The following is a 17,137-nucleotide window of genomic DNA, read 5'->3' on the forward strand; positions in this document are numbered from 1 at the left end:
CCGTTGATGTGTAACGTGTTATGAACAATCAGCGTGAAACGGGGGCGCTATGGAATGGTTGGTTAAGAAATCGCATTATGTCAAAAAGAGGGCGTGCCATGTTCTGGTGCTGTGCGATAGCGGCGGTTCGCTAAAAATGATCGCCGAGGCGAATTCCATGATATTACTGAGTCCCGGCGATATCCTGTCGCCTTTACAGGATGCGCAGTATTGTATTAATCGGGAAAAACACCAGACCTTAAAAATCGTTGATGCACGCTGTTATTCCTGCGACGAATGGCAGCGGTTGACGCGCAAGCCATCATGATCTGGCGGGCAGAAAAATCAGCATTACCCCCGCCATAATACACAATACGCCGAGCATCGCTTTTAGGCTGAAAGCGCCTTGCAAACCGGGTAACAGCATTGAGGCTACCCAGACAAGCACATAGCTGAGACTCAGTAGCGCATAGGCTTTGCTGAGCGCGAGCGTGTGTAATGTTTTATGCCAGCAGAAGACGGAAACCAGATACCCCGCTAAACCGGCAAATAGCGCCAGGGTCGCGGCATTAAATGCGCCCAGTCCGGAAATAAACGCCAGTGGATGCGCTATCGATGGCAGCCGCATCATGGCGAATCCTAAACTCAACTGGGCGAGGGAGGCAATCGCAACGCTTATCAGTCCCCACATTACGCCCATTATGCCGCACTCCCCAGAATGATAATGCCGCTGATAATCAATGCGACGCCCAACCAGTGGCGGGGCGGAACCTGTTCATGCCAGATTTTCCAGGCCGCCAGCGTGACCCAGACAAAATTCAGACTCAACATCGGGTAAGCAATTCCCACCGGCAGGGTTTGTAGCACCAGCAGCCACAGCACCATCGCTGCGCCCATGCATATTAGTGCCAGGCCCAGCCACAGCATCAGGTGACGGCGGCGTCCGCCCGTCGTCAATGGCCGTGTCGCTTGCTTCTGGCAGAGCTGACCGCCAACGCTGAGCAGACTGGCAAGCACCAGAACGACGCCGATCATTTAGGCCGATACTGAATTAACACCAGACGCCCCTGATAATCAATATTGTCCGCAGGGGGAAGGGAAAGAGCGCTGATGTCTTCATCTTTGGCTATTGAAAGTACTAGCGTAATAATGCCCTCCTGACGATGCTGGTTGAGCCAGGCGTTAAAATCGTCGGCTTTAACGAATTTATCCTGCACATCAGGATAGCTAAGACCATACCTGAGTTCGCCCGCGTGTCCGTAGAGCATAATATCGTCTCGTTTCAGACTCCAGGCCAGCCCGGCGGCGACGCCGACGTTGTCGGCAAGAATATAGCGGCTTGATGCCAAAGGCGCCTGGGTCATTTCGACAAAAAACTGTGGCTGTTTGGACTCCATCACCCTGTCGGGGATGGAAAAACCGAACAGCAGCGCCAGTCCCAGCGGACAAAACGCGGGTAATAGGTATTGTTGGCTATGACAGAGGCTATACCAGCCCATAAACGCCCAAACAGTAAAGACGCCCCAGACGCAAAAAACTTTATAGGTTTCGATATGTGTCCACACCGGCGATTTCAACGGGCCCCATGAGGAGACGACAAACGCCGCGACGATCCCGATTATCCCGAACACCAGGTTGATCCCGCCGTTGACACGTAGCGCGGCGACGCCTTCTTTTACGTTATGCAGGACGAAGCGCGCCATGAGTATCGCTATCGGTGCGAAACAGGAAAGAACATAGGTGGGCAGTTTCCCTTTCGCAATGCTGAAAAAGAGAAGCGGCATGATCGTCCATCCGAGCAAATAGAATGCGCCGTTTCGCTCGCGCCAGCCCAGTTTAAGCGCGCCAGGCAGTAACCCCAGCCACGGTAAACTTCCCGCGAGCAGTACCGGCAGATAGTACCAGAAAGGGGCTTTATGCTGGGCATCGCTCATGGCGAATCGCTGGATATGCTCCACCCAGAAAAAGTAATGCCAGAAATCGGCTTCGCGTCGCGCAATGGCGATCGCCCAGGGAAGGACAACCACAAAGCAGCTCAAGACCGCCAGCCAGCCGTATAGCAAAAAGTCCTTCCAGCGTTTCTGGACAATGACCCACGGCAGCACGCTCACTACCGGTACGGCCAGGGCGAGGAAGCCTTTAGTTAATACACCCAGACCGCAGGTTGCGCCCAGTAGCAAAAACATCCCAATCTTGCCCGTTCGGGTCGTGGCCTGCATCCCCTGCCAGAAACAACACATCCCGGCCGTAAGCCAAAGCGCGATCATCGGGTCGAGTACCGCATACGTCCCGATACTGTAAACGGCAAAGAGGGAGAGAAAGATAACGGAGGCGAGCAACGCGGTACGTTTATCCCGCCATAAGCGGAACGTCAGCCACGCCACCAGCGCTGCGGCCAGCAATGTCGTTAAAATAGCGCCAGCCCGCACGCCAAAATTGGTAGCGCCAAAAAGCCACTGACCCAGACTGTTTATCCAGTAACCGGCTATCGGTTTTTCAAAATAACGTAATCCCAGAAAATGCGGCACGATCCAGTCGCCAGACGCCAGTATCTCCCGACTTATTTCGGCATAGCGCGTTTCATCCGGCTGCCAGAGCAGGCGGCTATTGACAGGAATAACATAGTAGAGCGCGATAAATGCGGCGAAAGCCAGATAATAGCGTATCGATTTCATCATGAGGCGCTCGCTGCCTGTTGGCACCCCAGCCAACCTTCACGGCCAGGGATGTGTCCACGTACAATTTGCCCCAACGGCAGAGACTCAGGCGATGTCGGCAGCAGTTCGCCCAGAGGACAAAAGGTGATCCCCGCGTCACGTGCACGAACGAGCAAATCTTCAAACAGCGGCTGATGGACAATACCTTCGACTTCCGCATGGATGGTATATACCGGCGTGCCTTTGTCCTGCAGCATACGGGAGATAATCCAGGTATTGAACGACTGCGCCTGAACGGCGGGGCCGATAACCTCATCCCACGTGGGTAAGGTGACGGGGATTTGCGGCGTCCCTGTCTGGCCCGGCATCAGTAGCGGACGGAATAAGGTGGTTCCACGGCAATCGCTGTTATACCTCAGGTTGAACGGCTCTTTCGCACGAACAACGCGCCCATCCGCTCGCCAGCCGGCCGCGGCTGAGCAGGTGACGGGTTTTCCGATAATGGCCTCAAGCGCCGTTATGCCGCGCGCAATATCTTCTTCAAGCTGGCGGATACTCCAGTGGCCGCTGTGAGTCTGCCACGCATGGTGATCCCAGGCATGTAGTCCCGTCTCATGGTATGTTGCCGTTTCACGAATAATCCCGGCATTGGCGTTGCCGATATTTTTTCCCGGCCAGGCGGTGCCGGCCAGCAGGATATCCCAACCGTAGAGCGAGGCGGCGTTTGAACGTAGCATTTTCCATAAAAATCGCGGTTTTATCAGACGCCAAAGATGGCGTCCCATATTGTCCGGCCCGACGCTGAAGAAAAAGCTGGCCTGAACGCTGTGGCGATGCAATGTCGCCAGCAGCCGGGGAACACCTTCACGCGTTCCTCGCAAGGTATCAACGTCAATGCGTAAACCGACTTTCGTCATGATGCGCGTTCCGCGACATCTACGCTGCGCAGGAAGAAGTCCAGCGTTTCTTCAACCGTATCACGCATCGCAATAGACGGCTCCCAGTTCAGACAGCGCCTGGCATTGTCGATACTGGGTTTCCGGTGTGCGACATCCTGATAACCCTTGCCGTAATAACTACGGCTTTCGACGACCTGGAAACCGGCAAACGGTGGGAAATGGCAGCGCAGTGGATGCTTGTCAAAACTATCGAGCAACAGCGTCGCCAGTTCCTGAATACTGGCTTCGTTGTCAGGGTTGCCGATATTAATGATTTTGCCATCGCACCGATCGCCCTCATTCACAATAATGCGGAATAATGCTTCGATCCCGTCACGAATATCGGTGAAACAGCGCTTCTGCTGACCGCCGTCGATAAGCTTGATCGGCGTCCCTTCTACCAGGTTCAGAATCAACTGCGTTATCGCGCGTGAACTGCCGATACGCGCCGCGTTCAGGCTATCCAGCCGCGGCCCCATCCAGTTAAAGGGACGGAAAAGCGTGAAGCGCAATCCCTCTTTTTCGCCATAAGCCCAAATCACCCGGTCGAGAAGCTGTTTGGAAACGGAGTAAATCCAGCGCGGCTTATTCACCGGCCCGACGATCAGATTCGATTTGTCCTCGTCAAAAGAGGCGTCCGTACACATGCCGTACACTTCAGAGGTAGACGGAAAAACCACGCGTTTACGGTATTTTACGCAATAACGGATAATCCGCAGGTTTTCTTCAAAATCAAGTTCAAAGACGCGCAGCGGGTTGCGGGTGTATTCAATCGGGGTAGCAATCGCTACCAGCGGCAGTACGACATCGCATTTTTTGACATGATATTCGATCCATTCTGAGTGGATGCTGATATCTCCCTCCACGAAATGAAAGCGAGGGTGGAGCAGGAATCGGCTAATGGCGTTGCTGCCGATATCCATACCGTAGACCTCGTAATTCTCTTCATTCAGTAACCGTTCGGTCAAATGATTGCCGATAAAACCGTTGACGCCGAGGATGAGAACGCGAATGCGACGTTTACCGCTGGTCGCTGGTGGACGGTTCAAACGCGCGCCCGCCACCAGACCAAGCGTCTGTGCAAGCTGCGAGCCTTGTACAGTAATACCGTCTCCGGCCTGGCCGGTAATAATCTCCAGCGCGCCATCGGCGCAGGCGACCCGCAGCGGAGAGACCGAAATTACCGAGCCGGGAAGCGCGCCCTGCGCATCCGGACAAATTCGGGAAGACCAGATAGTGAATTTTTGCGAGCCGTTATAGCTGAACGCGCCGGGCCAGGGGGCGGCTACCGCCCGCACCAGGTTATGCACCGTGGAAACCGGTTTGTGCCAGTCGATAAGGCCATCTTCCGGCCTGCGGCGACCATAATACGTAGCGTCAGACTCACGCTGAGGAACAGAAGGTATATTGCCGCATTTCATGGTGGGCAGGATGCTATTAAGCAACTGGCGCGCGGCCTGACATAGCTTATGATGCAGGGTAAGCGCAACATCGTCCTGCGCAATAGCGACGCGTTGACTGGCGACAATCTCTCCGGCGTCGGCACGTTTGACCATACGATGCAGCGTTACGCCCGTTTCGCTTTCGCCGTTAACCAGAACCCAGTTTAGCGGCGCACGGCCACGATAGGCAGGCAATAGAGAACCATGCAGATTGAACGCGCCAGCCGGGGCGAGGTGCAGAATTTCTTCGCTTAACAGGTTGCGGTAATAGAACGAAAAAATAATATCCGGCGCAAGTTCAGCGATGCGGTCGACCCAGATAGGATGGTTTACGTTATCCGGCGCATAAACCGGAATCCCTAATCCTGCCGCCAGCCGGGAGACGGAGCCAAAAAAGGTGTTTTCCGCAGGATTGTCGGCATGAGTGAAAATCGCGGCAATCTCATATCCTGCATCCAGTACGGCCTGCACGCCCTGACATCCCATATCGTGATAGGCAAAAATAACGGCTTTCATTGGTGACTTTCCTCAGTAAACGACGTGCTTTCCGGGTAGATAACTTGTTGAACAAAATAGCGGGGGCGGGCGCGGACATCGTTATAAATGCGACCGATGTATTCGCCCAGCAGCCCCATACCGATGAATTGCGCGCCGATGAAGGTAAACAGAACGGCAAAGAGCATAAATACGCCTTCCGCCGCCCACTGCGGTCCCAGCGCCAGGCGAAGTACAATAAGCAATACCGACAGGCTAAACCCGCCGATGGCGATAACGCTGCCCAGCAGACTCAACAGGCGCAGCGGCGTCGTCGTCAGGCAGGTCACCAGGTCATACATCAGGTTAATGAGACGCATAAAACTGTATTTAGAGTCGCCAAATTCACGTTCAGCGTGATGCACCGGGATTTCGGTAGCCCGACGAGCGAAAATATTGGCCAGAATAGGGATAAAGGTGCTGCGTTCATGGCAGCGCAACATGGTATCGATAATAGGGCGGCGATAGGCGCGTAACATGCAGCCGTAATCGCCCATCGCTTTGCCCGTTGTGCGCTGGATCAGCAGATTAATGATTTTTGACGCCGATTTGCGAAACAGGCTGTCCTGTCGGTTCTGTCGCACGGTGCCTACCACATCGAACCCTTCATCGGCTTTCGCCACCAGGCGCGGGATCTCTTCCGGCGGGTTTTGCAGATCGGCATCCAGCGTAATGATGAGATCGCCGCTTACATGGCTAAACCCCGCCATAATCGCTGCATGTTGACCGTAGTTACGGTTGAGTAAAATAGAGATGATATGGCTATCGGCCTCCTGGGACGCCTTAACCATCAGCTCCGCCGAGCTATCGCTGCTACCATCATCTATCAATAAAATCTCCCACGCTTTGCCCAGACTCTCGCAGGCGGTGGTGGTGCGTCTTATCAATTCCGGCAGGCTTTCCTGTTCGTTATAGACAGGAATAACCACCGAGACTTTTTTTATGGGGGCGGCGTCAAACATGCTTATTGTCCTGCTATCTGATGAAGGGCGGTAATGACCCGATCAAAGTCATTCTCGGTCATGTCCGGGAAGAGCGGCAGTGAGCAGATCCGCTCGCTGTTCCACTCGGTGTCAGGCAGCGTGAGCGTTGGGAAACGTTCGCGATAATATTTTTGCGTATGCGCGGCGCGGAAATGCAGCCCTGTGCCGATGCCTTTCGTTTTCAGCGATGCCATCAGAGCATCCCGGGTAATACCGCAACGGGCTTCATCGACCCGGATAATGAATAAATGCCAGGCGTGAATATGTTCCCACGACGGAAGGCTCAGAGGCTGAAAAGGCAGGTTTGCCATTGCCTGGTGGTACTGCGCTGCGATGGCGGCGCGGCGAGCGTTAAGCGCATCCAGTTTCTGTAACTGGGCAAGCGCGATAGCGGCGTTGAGGTCGGGCAAATTATATTTGTAGCCCGGCGCCAGGACTTCCGCTTGTGGCGCGCGTCCTCCGCTCTGTCGATCCCAGGCATCAACGCCAAGCCCGTGAAACTTGAGACTGCGCAGTTTATCGGCGAATTGCGGGTTATCCGTGACGACGATACCGCCTTCAGCGCAGGTAATGTTCTTAATGGCGTGGAAGGAGAAAATCGCGGTGCCCCGGGCGCCAATGTGGCGACCTTTGTAGCTGGTTCCTGTCGCGTGCGCCGCGTCTTCAATCACTGGAATGCCATAACGCTCGCCAAGAGCGTAAATAGCGTCCAGATCGGCGGGCGCGCCAGCGTAGTGGACGGGGATAATTGCTTTGGTTTGTGGCGTAATCGCGGCTTCGATATGTTCAGGCGTGACCATCAGCGTATCGCGATCGACATCGACCATGACGGGGTTCGCGCCGAGTAAAACGATCATATTTAGCGTAGAAACCCACGTCATTGACGGTGTAATGACCTCGTCGCCTTCACCAATGCCCAGCGCCATCAACGCGATGTGCATACCGGCAGTGGCTGAACTGACGGCAACGGCATATTGATTGCCAGTTAGCCGACAAAACGCCGCTTCCAGTTCCTGATTTTTCGGGCCGGTTGTTATCCAACCTGAGTCCAGTACGGTCTTAACGGCAGCGAGCTCTTCCGCGCCCATCGCCGGACGGGAGAAAGGCAAAAAGTCCGACATCATTTTTCCTTCAGCCATTGAAAGCCGCTTTTCAAATATTTCGGCAATAGAAAAGGGCTTATTTTTTAACGCATTTAGCTGAACCCTACTGGATGAATATTAAATTAACATTAAGAAATTAAGGTGAAGTAAAAAGATAATTTTTAACGGAATTATGCTTTGCTTTCGCCGAAAGTTTAAGGCATTTTATGCATGCCCAAAAGCTGTTTTTATGTTTCTGGCCTGGTCTTCCGTTGCGGAATTTCATTTTAATCGTATTGCTATTAAGTTAGCTGCACTGTCTGCCTGAGAGGTTAATGTGCTGGCATTTACCCTACGCTTTATTAAAAACAAACGCTATTTCGCGATTCTGGCGGGGGCGTTGGTTATTATCGCTGGGTTGGCCTCACAACATGCCTGGAGCGGTAACGGTCTACCGCAGATTAACGGTAAAGCGCTGGCGGCGCTGGCGAAGCAGCATCCGGTAGTCGTGTTATTCCGCCATGCCGAGCGGTGCGATCGTTCCGATAATACCTGCCTGTCAGACAGCACGGGGATTACGGTCAACGGTGCGCAAGATGCCAGAGCGCTGGGTAAAGCCTTCAGTGCCGATATACAAAATTACAATCTCTATTCCAGTAATACGGTGCGCACCATCCAGTCGGCAACCTGGTTTTCTGCGGGCAGGTCGCTTACGGTGGATAAAAAAATGATGGATTGCGGCAGCGGTATTTATGCTTCAATCAATACGTTACTGAAAAAGTCGCAGAATAAAAATATAGTCATTTTTACCCATAATCATTGTTTGACGTATATTGCAAAAAATAAGCGCGGCGTAAAGTTTGATCCGGACTATCTTAATGCGCTCGTTATGCATGCGGAAAACGGAAAACTCTTTTTAGATGGTGAATTTGTTCCCGGCTAGCCGCATGTTAAAAGCGTAAAGACAGCCTGAAGCGGCTGTCGTCATTATAATAACCCTTTCAATGCTAATGTGTGGCGTGTCGCTACATTCAAATCATACAGCGCCAGTTCTTCTGGCTTGACCCAGGCGTAGTCCTGAAATTCGTCGTTAATACATATATCGCGGTTAGCGGAAACACAGTCGAAGATGAGATAAATCATATAAATCTCTTCTTGTCTGCCATCAGCGTAGGTTTTAATACGGATATCGTCGCGGAAGGTCCACGGCGTAATATCGCTCAGAATCAGTTGTTCGCCGAGTTCCTCCCGAATCTCCCGACGCAGCGCCTCTTCAATGCGTTCGCCTGGCTCGACCCCGCCGCCCGACAGCGCCCACTGACCGGGAAAGACGCCGCGGTTGTCGGCCATTTTGCACAGCAGATAACAGCCATCATTTTGAATTAATGGGCAAACTATAGTTCGTTGACGCATAAGTCGCTTCCTTAAACCACCAGGCCATCAGCTTAACAAATCATTCTGCGAAATTCTTTGTGAAAAATGGAAGCGATAACGCAGACTGCGTTTTTTGTTAATTTTGTTGATGCAGGCGTCGCCATGTGATGGCGCAATGATGCGTCATGGCGAAAGTAGTATTTCGTTACAATATGTTTTTGGAATGGTTTCTTAGTGCATTGATTCCTCAGCGTCTGGCAGTACAATTCTGCCGTTTTGGGGAGTTTTTCTTTATGTGCTTGCTGGAAAGGGTAAAAATGAAAAAAAGCATATTATTAGGTTTTGCCGGAATGCTGTTCGTTTCTGCATCGGCGCAGGCCATCAGTATTAGCGGCCAGGCGGGCGAAGATTACACCAACATTGGCGTGGGTTTTGGTACGGAATCGACGGGACTGGCGCTAAGCGGCAACTGGATGCACAACGATGATGATGGCGACGCTGCGGGCGTGGGTCTGGGGCTGAACATTCCGGTGGGACCGCTGCTGGCGACGGTCGGCGGTAAAGGTATTTATACCAATCCGAAAGACAGCGATGAAGGCTATGCGGCGGCTGTCGGCGGTGGGCTACAATGGAAAATCGGCAACAGCTTCCGTCTGTTCGGCGAGTATTATTATTCACCAGATTCGCTGTCCAGCGGTATCGACAGTTATGAAGAAGCGAATGCAGGCGCGCGTTTCACCATTATGCGCCCGCTGAGCATTGAAGCCGGTTATCGTTACCTGAACCTGGCGGGTAAAGACGGCAACCGCGATAATGCGATTGCTGACGGCCCTTATGTTGGCGTAAACGCCAGCTTTTGATGCTAACGGCGCGGCAATCGTCGCGCCATATTCCTCCTTTTCCCGTCATTCTTCTTTCCACGTCCTATTCCTCTTTGCGTTATAGTGTTTTCATCATAAGAGCAGGAGAACACAATGCTAAATGTGGAAATGCTATCCACCGGGGATGAGGTGTTGCACGGACAAATCGTTGACACCAATGCCGCCTGGTTGGCTGATTTTTTCTTTCATCAGGGCGTTCCGTTATCACGGCGAAATACGGTAGGCGATAATCTGGACAGTCTGGTCGCTATCTTGCGTGAACGCAGTCAACATGCTGATGTTTTGATTGTTAATGGCGGGTTAGGGCCGACCAGCGATGATTTAAGCGCGCTCGCCGCGGCAACGGCAAAAGGCGAAGGATTAGTACTGCACCAGGCGTGGCTGACCGAAATGGAACGTTACTTTCAGCAGCGTGGTCGCGTGATGGCGCCGAGCAACCGTAAACAGGCGGAACTGCCTGCCAGCGCGGAGTTTATTAATAATCCGGTCGGCACTGCCTGTGGATTTGCGCTACAGCTCAACCGCTGCCTGATGTTTTTCACCCCCGGCGTACCGTCGGAATTTAAGGTTATGGTGGAGAAGGAAATCTTACCGCGGTTACGCGCGCGTTTTTCGCTGCCGGAGCCGCCGCTTTGCCTGCGGTTAACGACTTTTGGACGTTCAGAAAGCGACCTCGCGCAGCGTCTCGATTCACTGCAGTTGCCGCCCGGCGTGACGATGGGGTATCGCTCATCAATGCCGATCATTGAACTGAAGTTGACCGGCCCGGCGACGCAACGGGAGGCGATGCTGGCGTTATGGACAGAGGTCAAACGGGTCGCCGGACAGAACCTGATTTTTGAAGGTACGGAAAATCTGCCGGCGCAAATAGCCCGCCGCCTGCAGGAAAGGCAGTTGAGTCTGACGTTGAGCGAGCAATACACCAGCGGCTTACTGGCGCTACAGCTTTCCCGCGCCGGGGCGCCTGTTCTTGCCAGCGAAGTCGTTCCTTCTCAGGAAGAGACGCTGGCGCAAACGGCGCACTGGACGACAGAACGACGCAGCAATCATTATGCCGGTCTGGCGCTGGCCGTGTCGGGGCTGGAAAACGAACATCTTAATTTCGCGCTGGCGACGCCGGATGGCACGTATGCCTTACGCGTGCGTTTTAGCGCCAATCGGTATAGTCTGGCAATACGTCAGGAGGTCTGCGCGATGATGGCGCTAAATATGCTGCGCCGCTGGCTTAATGGCGAGGACATTATCAGCGAGCATGGCTGGATAGACGTGGTTGAATCATTGACATCATAATCCCTTTCTCTTATCTGCGATGGGAACGACATCGTGAGCCGGATAAGGCCGCTATGCCATTATCCGGCAATATTATCTGCTTTTTTGTCCAGCCAATTGTACTGAATACAAAGTAATACGTGCGTTAATTCACATTTATATGGTTAACCCTTCCACTCCGTTGGAAGGCGGATAAGCTTTGACGCGCTTCACAATTTTTGCCCTACTGACCTTTCACACTGATTCCAGTGTCTCAGACTGGAGTCCAATATGTTGGAATCAAGTAAAGTCCCGGCTCTTACTCGCGCAATCGACATCCTCAATTTGATCGCGCGTATTGGCCCATGCAGCGCGGCAATCATTATTGAAACGCTGCGTATTCCAAAAAGCACCGCGTACCTGCTGTTGAATGAATTAAAACGTCAGCGATTTATTAGCCTCGATCATCAGGATAACTACTGCCTGTGGACTAAGCTCGTTGAATTGTCGGGTCATGCGCTCAGCAAGATGGATCTGCGGGAGCTGGCGCGTCCTCGTCTAACACAACTGATGGATGAAACCGGGCTGCTGTGTCACTTGGGGATCATCGACCACGAAAATGCGTATTACATACTGAAAGTGGAATCCTCATCCACTATCAGCGTGCGCTCGCATGAGGGGAAAAGCCTCTCTCTTTATCGTTCCGGCATCGGCAAATGCCTGCTGGCATGGCAGCCGGCCGCCGTACGCAAAGCCATTATTGAACAACTGGTATGGGAGCGAGCCACGCTGACCACCATCACCGAGCCGCAACAATTGAATGATGAGCTGGAACGCATTCGCCAGCGTGGATGGAGCTTTGATAACGGGGAGGATTATCCGGATGTCCGCTGCGTTGCCGCACCGGTATTTAATGCCAGAAACGAACTGACCGCGGCAATTTCAGTGGTCGGCACGCGCCTGCAAATCAACGAAGAGAATCTAGATTATTTGGCCGGTAAAGCTATTGCCTGTGCCAAAGATATTTCACGCCTGTTGGGATGGAAAAGTCCCTTCGACTCACTCGCATCTTAAAATGGAGAATATTATGACTCTTCCTAAAATTAAACACGTTCGAGCCTGGTTTATTGGGGGCGCTACCGCAGAGAAAGGGGCTGGCGGCGGGGATTATCACGACCAGGGAGGAAATCACTGGATTGATGACCATATCGCCACTCCCATGAGCAAATATCGCGACTATGAGCAGTCTCGTCAGTCTTTTGGGATCAACGTGTTAGGGACGCTGATTGTCGAAGTAGAGGCGGAAAATGGGCAGACGGGGTTCGCCGTTTCGACAGCAGGGGAGATGGGCTGTTTTATCGTAGAAAAACATCTTAACCGGTTTATTGAAGGCAAATGCGTAAGCGATATCAAACTTATTCACGATCAGATGCTCGGCGCGACCATGTACTACTCCGGTTCCGGCGGTCTGGTGATGAACACGATTTCCTGTGTGGATCTGGCGTTGTGGGATTTGTTTGGCAAGGTGGTTGGGCTGCCGATTTATAAATTGCTGGGCGGAGCGGTGCGCGATGAAATTCAGTTTTACGCCACCGGCGCACGCCCGGATCTGGCTAAAGAAATGGGCTTTATCGGCGGTAAAATGCCGACTCACTGGGGACCGCACGATGGTGATGCGGGGATCCGTAAAGATGCCGCGATGGTGGCGGATATGCGTGAAAAGTGCGGGCCGGATTTCTGGCTGATGCTCGACTGCTGGATGAGTCAGGATGTGAACTATGCGACTAAACTGGCTCACGCCTGTGCGCCATTTAATCTCAAATGGATTGAAGAGTGTCTGCCGCCGCAGCAGTATGAAGGCTATCGCGAATTAAAACGCAACGCGCCTGCAGGGATGATGGTTACCAGCGGCGAACACCATGGTACGCTGCAATCCTTCCGCACTCTGGCAGAAACCGGCATTGATATTATGCAGCCGGATGTTGGCTGGTGCGGCGGATTAACCACGCTGGTTGAGATCGCCGCGCTTGCCAAATCGCGCGGGCAACTGGTGGTGCCGCACGGTTCGTCTGTCTATTCGCACCATGCAGTTATTACTTTCACTAATACCCCTTTCAGCGAGTTCCTGATGACCAGCCCGGACTGCTCCACCCTGCGTCCGCAATTTGACCCGATTCTCCTGGATGAGCCGGTGCCGGTGAATGGACGCATCCATAAATCAGTGCTGGATAAGCCGGGCTTCGGCGTCGAGCTTAACCGTGACTGTCACTTGAAACGCCCTTATAGCCACTAATAACTCGTGCGTTGCCTTTGTACGGCAACGCCCTCATCCTGTTGAGGATATTGCTATGAGCATCACTTTACTTGACGGCGTAGTGAAGAAAAACCGCGCACGTTTAATTCCTTTTATGTTGGCACTGTATGTACTGGCGTTTCTGGATCGTTCAAATATTGGTTTTGCCAAAGAGACCTATCAGATAGATACCGGGCTAAGTAATGAAGCCTACGCGCTAGGGGCCGGTATTTTCTTTGTGGTTTACGCTTTCCTTGGCGTACCGGCTAACCTGCTGATGCGCAAATTTGGCGCAAGAACCTGGATCGGCACGACTACCCTGCTGTGGGGCTTTCTCTCTGCTGCGATGGCCTGGGCGGATAGTGAAGCAAAATTTCTGATAATCCGCACGCTATTGGGCGCGGCGGAGGCTGGATTTTTCCCCGGCATGATCTATCTAACTTCACAATGGTTCCCGCAGCGTAACCGTGCCAGCATTATGGGGCTATTTTATATGGGCGCGCCGCTGGCGTTAACGTTGGGTTCGCCGCTCTCCGGCGCTCTGCTGGAGATGCATGGTTTTATGGGGCACCCGGGATGGTTCTGGATGTTCGTTATCGAAGGCCTACTGGCGATTGGCGCAGGGATATTCACCTTTTTCTGGCTTGATGACACTCCGCAGCAGGCGCGTTTTCTTAGCCTGGAAGAAAAGAACGCGCTTATCAGGCAACTGGCGAGCGAAGAAGAGAAAAAGGTCACGTCAAGGCTTGCGGATGCGCTGCGTAATGGACGCGTCTGGCAACTGGCTATTATTTATCTGACGATTCAGGTGGCGGTATACGGACTCATCTTTTTCCTGCCGACCCAGGTTGCCGCGCTATTGGGCACTAAAGTGGGCTTTACCGCTTCGGTGGTAACAGCGGTTCCCTGGGTGGCGGCTTTGCTTGGCACATGGCTTATTCCTCGCTACTCCGACCGTACCGGCGATCGCCGTAACGTTGCGGCAGTGACGTTACTGGCTGCGGGTATTGGCATTGGCCTGTCAGGTCTGGTTTCTCCGGTGCTCGCTATTCTGGCGCTCTGTGTTGCAGCAGTAGGATTTATTGCCGTTCAGCCCGTATTCTGGACCATGCCGACGCAGCTACTTTCCGGTACGGCTCTGGCGGCAGGAATTGGTTTCGTTAATCTGTTTGGCGCTGTGGGCGGTTTTATTGCCCCAATTCTGCGCGTAAAAGCGGAAACGTTGTTTGCCAGCGATGCGGCGGGCCTGCTGACGCTGGCCGGAGTCGCCATCATTGGCTCATTAATTATCTTCACGCTGAGCGTTAATCGTCCGGTGGCGCAATCCGGCGCTGCGCATCATTAATCTTATCTACGTTGTAAGGATCGCTATGAACGCATTGTTATCAAATCCTTTTAAAGAAGGATTACGTAAAGGGGATACGCAAATTGGTTTGTGGCTCAGTTCAACCACCTCTTATATGGCGGAGATTGCGGCGACGTCGGGTTATGACTGGTTGTTAATAGATGGCGAGCACGCGCCTAATACGGTGCAGGACTTGTATCATCAGTTACAGGCCATCGCCCCATACGCCAGCCAGCCGGTGATTCGCCCGATCGAGGGAAGTAAAGCGCTCATTAAACAGGTACTGGACATCGGGGCGCAAACGCTACTGATCCCGATGGTTGACACCGCAGAACAGGCGCGCCAGGTCGTTTCCGCTACCCGATACCCGCCGTTGGGGCAACGAGGCGTTGGCGCGAGCGTGGCGCGTGCGGCGCGCTGGGGGAGAATCGACAACTATATGGCACAGGCCAATGAGTCGCTCTGCCTGTTGGTGCAGGTTGAAAGCAAAGTGGCGCTGGAAAACCTTGACGCGATTCTGGAGGTTGAAGGCATTGATGGCGTCTTTATCGGTCCGGCAGATCTCTCTGCTTCATTGGGTTACCCCGATAATGCCGGACACCCGGAAGTGCAGCGGATCATTGAAGCGTGTATTTATCGTATTCGCGCCGCCGGAAAAGCGGCGGGTTTTTTGGCGGTCGATCCGGCAATGGCGCAGAAATGTCTGGCGTGGGGCGCGAATTTTGTCGCGGTCGGGGTAGATACGATGCTCTACACCGAGGCGCTGGACAGCAGGTTGGCGATGTTTAAATCTGTTCAGTCAGTAAGCACGGCAAAACGTAGTTATTGAGAAAAATGCCGGATGGCACGTATGCCTTACGCGTGCGTTTTAGCGCCAATCGGTATAGTCTGACAATACGTCAGGAGGTCTGCGCGATGATGGCGCTAAATATGCTGCGCCGCTGGCTTAATGGCGAGGACATTACCAGCGAGCATGGCTGGATAGACGTGGTTGAATCATTGACGGCATAGAACTTTTAGTGGGAAGGCCTGGCCTTCCCACCCTTATATACTTATAAATTCTTCGCAGGGCATCATTTCAGGATAAGTACTCACCATTACTGGAGACTGTATTCATATATTTGTCGCCGGGTTTGGGTGTTAAATAGTGTTTGTTCCTCTACTGAAAGCGTTAAGAACTTTTCCGCAAACTCTCGTAGTGTGGTAGCAGGATCGTTTTGCCCGGCATTCGATAAGAGTTGAATTGTATGGTAACAAAATAGACCACAGCCGTTGGGTACATTATTTTGTAAATTAGTTTCAATAAAATCAATATCTTCGTTTTCTGATATGCCTGCAATTTTTGCTGCTTCTATAATCTCTTGCTTAGTATTTTCATTTAAATCATAATAAGTATTAAATATAAAGCATTTTATTTTTTCTGCAAGTTTATAAAATAAACATATAAGCCAGTGATCTCCTGTATTTATCAGAAAGACTTCATTTTCAGATAATCCTGATTGAGCCATCTTTTCAAGTAGCTGAGTGCGTAATATATTTTCTTTGGTGGTAGGATGAATAAGCCCAATAGGATAGTTTACCGAGAGAAAAGGTGATTCTTGAACCAGACCTTGCGTTGCAGCTGCCAGCTCATCTGACGACAACATTCGCGCACTACACCAAAGATTTTCAACTCCTACCTGTTCTTGATCTGTCTGAGCGAACTGGTCGCCCATAATTTTATGTGCTATTCCTATTTTTTTAGAAAGGTCGGTTGTCGCGGAACCGGCCATATAAAGTAATCTGGAAGGGGCATGTAGCTTTTTCCACTCAGTGTTATTTTTTGTTATATCGTTATTGGCGATTTGATGTAATACAAGGCAAGCCTGATTGATTTTTTTGTCTATATCTGGTGATCCCGATCTTTTTCCGCTAAAGAGATCAAAAAGAAATTTCTCAACTCTATGTCCCAGGTCATCGTTGCGTAACGCAAGATTGCATAACAGATCAATACAATTCTGATCACCGTTCTCTACGGCGCTAAACAACAACGCAAGCGTCTCATCGCTCACCTCTTCTGCATATAAGCTGTGAAATTGCGGTATGCTCAATCGGTAAAGTGAATTTACACATATATTCATTTTGCTCTGTTTCCTGGTAGGTGAAAGTAGCGAATATGATGTAATTTATAATTATTTGTAAAAATATTATTGTTAGTGGGGGATATATTAAATCAGGCATAGACCTGATTTTATTATTATTCACATAACACTCAATTATTATGGAGATATTCAGTTATCCCCCTCTTTAAAGGAGGCTGGTAACGCGTCGGTACAAGAGATATTGCTCTATAAACAGTAACGTCGTTATCTGTCATGCCACCGTGGGTTAGCGGTCATGGT

Annotated in this window: 18 protein-coding genes; 9 read left to right on the forward strand and 9 right to left on the reverse strand. The window is 51.9% G+C overall.

The annotated features are described in order from the left end of the window. Positions 1–49: 49 nt before the first annotated feature. A complete protein-coding gene (pmrD, locus tag J4650_RS10390) occupies positions 50–307 on the forward strand; it encodes a signal transduction protein PmrD (protein ID WP_000455132.1) in 258 nt (85 codons plus the stop codon). On the opposite strand, the gene arnF is transcribed toward pmrD, so the two are convergent. The 7 genes from arnF to arnB are packed head-to-tail and all read right to left on the reverse strand — an operon-like array spanning position 302 to position 7,654. After that, positions 302–679: a 4-amino-4-deoxy-L-arabinose-phosphoundecaprenol flippase subunit ArnF gene (gene arnF / locus J4650_RS10395; protein WP_000538692.1), complete on the reverse strand. Its 378-nt coding sequence runs from the start codon at positions 677–679 to the stop codon at positions 302–304. The genes pmrD and arnF overlap by 6 nt on opposite strands. Continuing rightward, entirely contained in the window at positions 679–1,014 is a 336-nt protein-coding gene (gene arnE / locus J4650_RS10400; protein WP_000580688.1) for a 4-amino-4-deoxy-L-arabinose-phosphoundecaprenol flippase subunit ArnE, read from the reverse strand. The genes arnF and arnE overlap by 1 nt, the downstream gene beginning before the upstream one ends. Beyond that, the gene (gene arnT / locus J4650_RS10405) at positions 1,011–2,657 is read right to left on the reverse strand and encodes a lipid IV(A) 4-amino-4-deoxy-L-arabinosyltransferase (RefSeq protein WP_031619438.1); all 1,647 of its coding nucleotides are present in this window, start codon (positions 2,655–2,657) and stop codon (positions 1,011–1,013) included. Before arnT ends, arnE begins: the two co-directional genes overlap by 4 nt. Next, complete coding sequence (gene arnD, locus J4650_RS10410; protein WP_023993408.1) at positions 2,654–3,553, reverse strand: 4-deoxy-4-formamido-L-arabinose-phosphoundecaprenol deformylase; 900 nt, start codon at positions 3,551–3,553, stop codon at positions 2,654–2,656. The genes arnT and arnD overlap by 4 nt, the downstream gene beginning before the upstream one ends. After that, complete coding sequence (arnA, locus tag J4650_RS10415; protein ID WP_023993407.1) at positions 3,550–5,532, reverse strand: bifunctional UDP-4-amino-4-deoxy-L-arabinose formyltransferase/UDP-glucuronic acid oxidase ArnA; 1,983 nt, start codon at positions 5,530–5,532, stop codon at positions 3,550–3,552. Before arnA ends, arnD begins: the two co-directional genes overlap by 4 nt. Then, positions 5,529–6,512 carry an undecaprenyl-phosphate 4-deoxy-4-formamido-L-arabinose transferase gene (gene arnC / locus J4650_RS10420; protein ID WP_000458894.1) on the reverse strand — a complete coding sequence of 328 codons (984 nt, stop codon included), beginning with the start codon at positions 6,510–6,512 and terminating at the stop codon, positions 5,529–5,531. Before arnC ends, arnA begins: the two co-directional genes overlap by 4 nt. Before the next feature lie 2 nt (positions 6,513–6,514). Then, positions 6,515–7,654, reverse strand: coding sequence for a UDP-4-amino-4-deoxy-L-arabinose aminotransferase (gene arnB / locus J4650_RS10425; RefSeq protein ID WP_023993406.1), 1,140 nt, complete (start codon positions 7,652–7,654; stop codon positions 6,515–6,517). A 298-nt stretch (positions 7,655–7,952) separates the two neighbouring features. On the opposite strand from arnB, the gene pmrG reads away from it, so the two are divergent. Further along, on the forward strand, positions 7,953–8,558 hold the full coding sequence (pmrG, locus tag J4650_RS10430; protein WP_000879246.1) for a lipopolysaccharide core heptose(II)-phosphate phosphatase PmrG: 606 nt from the start codon (positions 7,953–7,955) through the stop codon (positions 8,556–8,558). A gap of 44 nt (positions 8,559–8,602) precedes the next feature. Here pmrG and nudI read toward each other — a convergent pair whose 3' ends face one another. Continuing rightward, positions 8,603–9,028, reverse strand: coding sequence for a nucleoside triphosphatase NudI (gene nudI / locus J4650_RS10435; RefSeq protein WP_001249900.1), 426 nt, complete (start codon positions 9,026–9,028; stop codon positions 8,603–8,605). A gap of 278 nt (positions 9,029–9,306) precedes the next feature. Here nudI and J4650_RS10440 point away from each other — a divergent pair, with 278 nt between their 5' ends. The 7 genes from J4650_RS10440 (at position 9,307) to J4650_RS10470 (ending at position 15,767) form a co-directional block, all read left to right on the forward strand. Then, entirely contained in the window at positions 9,307–9,849 is a 543-nt protein-coding gene (locus J4650_RS10440; RefSeq protein WP_001670658.1) for a YfaZ family protein, read from the forward strand. Between the two features lie 114 nt (positions 9,850–9,963). Continuing rightward, positions 9,964–11,160, forward strand: coding sequence for a nicotinamide mononucleotide deamidase-related protein YfaY (locus J4650_RS10445; protein WP_023993405.1), 1,197 nt, complete (start codon positions 9,964–9,966; stop codon positions 11,158–11,160). 249 nt (positions 11,161–11,409) lie between these two features. Beyond that, entirely contained in the window at positions 11,410–12,192 is a 783-nt protein-coding gene (locus tag J4650_RS10450; protein WP_000894170.1) for an IclR family transcriptional regulator, read from the forward strand. Between the two features lie 13 nt (positions 12,193–12,205). Next, entirely contained in the window at positions 12,206–13,411 is a 1,206-nt protein-coding gene (gene rhmD / locus J4650_RS10455) for an L-rhamnonate dehydratase (RefSeq protein ID WP_023993404.1), read from the forward strand. A gap of 55 nt (positions 13,412–13,466) precedes the next feature. After that, positions 13,467–14,756, forward strand: coding sequence for an MFS transporter (locus J4650_RS10460; RefSeq protein ID WP_000028931.1), 1,290 nt, complete (start codon positions 13,467–13,469; stop codon positions 14,754–14,756). A gap of 25 nt (positions 14,757–14,781) precedes the next feature. Continuing rightward, positions 14,782–15,585, forward strand: a complete 804-nt coding sequence (gene yfaU, locus J4650_RS10465) for a 2-keto-3-deoxy-L-rhamnonate aldolase (protein ID WP_000992941.1) — start codon at positions 14,782–14,784, stop codon at positions 15,583–15,585. A gap of 5 nt (positions 15,586–15,590) precedes the next feature. Beyond that, a complete protein-coding gene (locus J4650_RS10470; RefSeq protein WP_023993403.1) occupies positions 15,591–15,767 on the forward strand; it encodes a competence damage-inducible protein A in 177 nt (58 codons plus the stop codon). A gap of 86 nt (positions 15,768–15,853) precedes the next feature. On the opposite strand, the gene sseL is transcribed toward J4650_RS10470, so the two are convergent. Beyond that, positions 15,854–16,876, reverse strand: a complete 1,023-nt coding sequence (gene sseL / locus J4650_RS10475) for an SPI-2 type III secretion system effector deubiquitinase SseL (RefSeq protein ID WP_023993402.1) — start codon at positions 16,874–16,876, stop codon at positions 15,854–15,856. Positions 16,877–17,137 lie beyond the last annotated feature (261 nt).

The organism is Salmonella sp. 32120201201600049SM, from assembly GCF_017572835.1.
Taxonomy (GTDB): domain Bacteria; phylum Pseudomonadota; class Gammaproteobacteria; order Enterobacterales; family Enterobacteriaceae; genus Salmonella; species Salmonella enterica.

Coding starts and splice junctions, on each gene's coding strand:
- pmrD (WP_000455132.1), top strand. CDS start 50: ATGGAATGGTTGGTTAAGAAATCGCATTATGTCAAAAAGAGGGCGTGC.
- arnF (WP_000538692.1), bottom strand. CDS start 679: ATGGGCGTAATGTGGGGACTGATAAGCGTTGCGATTGCCTCCCTCGCC.
- arnE (WP_000580688.1), bottom strand. CDS start 1,014: ATGATCGGCGTCGTTCTGGTGCTTGCCAGTCTGCTCAGCGTTGGCGGT.
- arnT (WP_031619438.1), bottom strand. CDS start 2,657: ATGATGAAATCGATACGCTATTATCTGGCTTTCGCCGCATTTATCGCG.
- arnD (WP_023993408.1), bottom strand. CDS start 3,553: ATGACGAAAGTCGGTTTACGCATTGACGTTGATACCTTGCGAGGAACG.
- arnA (WP_023993407.1), bottom strand. CDS start 5,532: ATGAAAGCCGTTATTTTTGCCTATCACGATATGGGATGTCAGGGCGTG.
- arnC (WP_000458894.1), bottom strand. CDS start 6,512: ATGTTTGACGCCGCCCCCATAAAAAAAGTCTCGGTGGTTATTCCTGTC.
- arnB (WP_023993406.1), bottom strand. CDS start 7,654: ATGTCGGACTTTTTGCCTTTCTCCCGTCCGGCGATGGGCGCGGAAGAG.
- nudI (WP_001249900.1), bottom strand. CDS start 9,028: ATGCGTCAACGAACTATAGTTTGCCCATTAATTCAAAATGATGGCTGT.
- J4650_RS10440 (WP_001670658.1), top strand. CDS start 9,307: ATGAAAAAAAGCATATTATTAGGTTTTGCCGGAATGCTGTTCGTTTCT.
- J4650_RS10445 (WP_023993405.1), top strand. CDS start 9,964: ATGCTAAATGTGGAAATGCTATCCACCGGGGATGAGGTGTTGCACGGA.
- J4650_RS10450 (WP_000894170.1), top strand. CDS start 11,410: ATGTTGGAATCAAGTAAAGTCCCGGCTCTTACTCGCGCAATCGACATC.
- rhmD (WP_023993404.1), top strand. CDS start 12,206: ATGACTCTTCCTAAAATTAAACACGTTCGAGCCTGGTTTATTGGGGGC.
- J4650_RS10460 (WP_000028931.1), top strand. CDS start 13,467: ATGAGCATCACTTTACTTGACGGCGTAGTGAAGAAAAACCGCGCACGT.
- yfaU (WP_000992941.1), top strand. CDS start 14,782: ATGAACGCATTGTTATCAAATCCTTTTAAAGAAGGATTACGTAAAGGG.
- J4650_RS10470 (WP_023993403.1), top strand. CDS start 15,591: ATGCCGGATGGCACGTATGCCTTACGCGTGCGTTTTAGCGCCAATCGG.
- sseL (WP_023993402.1), bottom strand. CDS start 16,876: ATGAATATATGTGTAAATTCACTTTACCGATTGAGCATACCGCAATTT.